Raw genomic sequence first — 1,952 nt, 5'->3', positions numbered from 1 at the left:
TTTGACATACAAGAAAAATATGACGGACACGAAAAAACTTTATAGTGATTTTCAAAATTTTATCGACAGGTTGCGTTATAAATACAAGAAAGAAAGTTCGATAGATTATTTATCGGTGGTAGAGCCACAAGGACGTGGAGCCTGGCATTGTCATGTTTTAATGCGCTTTAATGATTTGGATAAGATTTATATTAAAAATGCTGAATTAAGGAGTCTATGGGGTTTAGGATTTGTAACAATCAAGTCATTAAAGGATATAGACAACATAGGAGCCTATTTGAGCGCTTATTTGACTGATATAGACCTAGAAGATGTCCAAGACAGGGAAACAGCCTTAAAAGTGGCTTCAGAGGGCTGTGAGGTGCAAACAAAGATCGTAGAAGGTCGGGAAAAGAAATTTTTAAAAGGCGGACGGCTGCACATGTATCCTTCCGGAATGAATATGTATCGAAAATCAAAAGGGATTGTTAAGCCGGAACGGGAAGAAATGAAGTTCGGAGACATAAAAAAAGTAGTGGGTTCGGCAAAACCACACTACGAGAAAAGTTATCATGTCGAAAATGACAATTTTGAAAACACAATTTCGTTTCTCCAGTATAACACAAAACGTGATTTTTGAAGCAAAACGGTTCCTCTTTATGGAGCCGTTTTTTTTATTTCCCGAAGGGTTATTTGTCAGAATGACAAACCGATTTCGAGCCGGCGAGAACCCATTGTCACACCACGATTTAGGGGGTGTGTATAAATGGGCACTCTCTGTGAAATTTGAAGCTTTGAAATTCCGAATGGCGCACTTATACACTCTGTCGAGTGAGTGCTAAAATGCTGAAGCATTTCCGTCAAGCGTGTGGAGGAATCTTGTAGAGAGATATAGCATAGATACCCGTATCTCTAGAGATATTTTGGTATATCCCTGCTATATCTATGGGGTATCTATGCTATATCTTTGGCTTCAAAAACGGCACCTGTTCTAAGAGCATAGAAACTCAACAGGCACAGCCTGTTTGACACCCTTTTTTTTAGGGTGGCACCGAGTTTCCTTATGCTCTTTTTCTCTGAAGCTAAACCTGTTTTATATGTCGTAGTCTTTTTATTGGGAGTGACCCCTTGCTGTACAATTTCCGGAGGTGCCGATAAGGGACGAATTTTCCCTTGTCGGTTGCCTTTGGGGATTGTAAGGGGTGGAGGCTCGGAATCAAAAGGAAACGAAATATCATTCCGAGTGTGCTTCTTTTTTCTGTTCTTGAATTCTATTATTTCCAATGTTAGAATTATGTTAACAACTTGTTAGGAGTGTGTTTGGATGGAAGAGAAAAAACAAATTGGACCTCGAATTACTGTTGAAACATTTAAAAAGCTAGAGTTATTAGCCGAACATTTTACAAAACACAATGAATTTGGAAGAGTTTCAAAAGATGCTGTAATTGAGTTTGCTATTAAGGAATTGTATAGGGACTATTTGGGAAAAGGACGCTAATTTTTGTTGAAAAACTGACTTCGGATTTGGGGTTCTTTATTATTAACTTGATTTTAATTAAACATTACAGGAAAAATTGAGGGGAAATGGATGGATAAACGCAATGGTGACGCGGTTTTCATAGCTCCAAATGATGTTGTAAAAGTGACCACTATGAATCACGTCATTGAAGTTCAGCATATGGAGAAGATGAACCGGAAAAATAATATCAAAAAATTGGACAAGGATAGGTTTGTAGACCTCTCTACTGGGGAGATCCGGGAGTTCGAGCATTCGGAAAATCGGCAGGAAAATTATAATTCTTTGAGACAAACCTTTAAGAAGCTGCGTTATTTGATAAATAACAATTTTATAGGACGGCCAAATGAATTACATATAACTTTGACATACAAGAAAAATATGACGGACACGAAAAAACTTTATAGTGATTTTCAAAATTTTATCGACAGGTTGCGTTATAAATACAAGAAAGAAA

Annotated in this window: 1 protein-coding gene and 2 pseudogenes; all 3 read left to right on the top strand. The window is 37.4% G+C overall.

Features of this window, described 5'->3' with window-relative positions; genetic code table 11:
- Positions 1-619: pseudogene (locus ACFWP3_RS41920) on the top strand (hypothetical protein); the annotation flags it as partial.
- 684 nt (positions 620-1,303) lie between these two features.
- A complete protein-coding gene (locus ACFWP3_RS41915) occupies positions 1,304-1,477 on the top strand; it encodes a hypothetical protein (protein WP_375839303.1) in 174 nt (57 codons plus the stop codon).
- Between the two features lie 90 nt (positions 1,478-1,567).
- Positions 1,568-1,952 (top strand): annotated as a pseudogene (locus tag ACFWP3_RS41910) (hypothetical protein); the annotation flags it as partial.

The sequence above is a fragment of the Streptomyces sp. NPDC058525 genome (assembly GCF_042719495.1).
Lineage (GTDB): Bacteria > Actinomycetota > Actinomycetes > Streptomycetales > Streptomycetaceae > Streptomyces.
The sequence above is the reverse complement of the archived record's forward strand: the minus strand, read 5'-3'. Positions and strand labels throughout refer to the sequence as shown.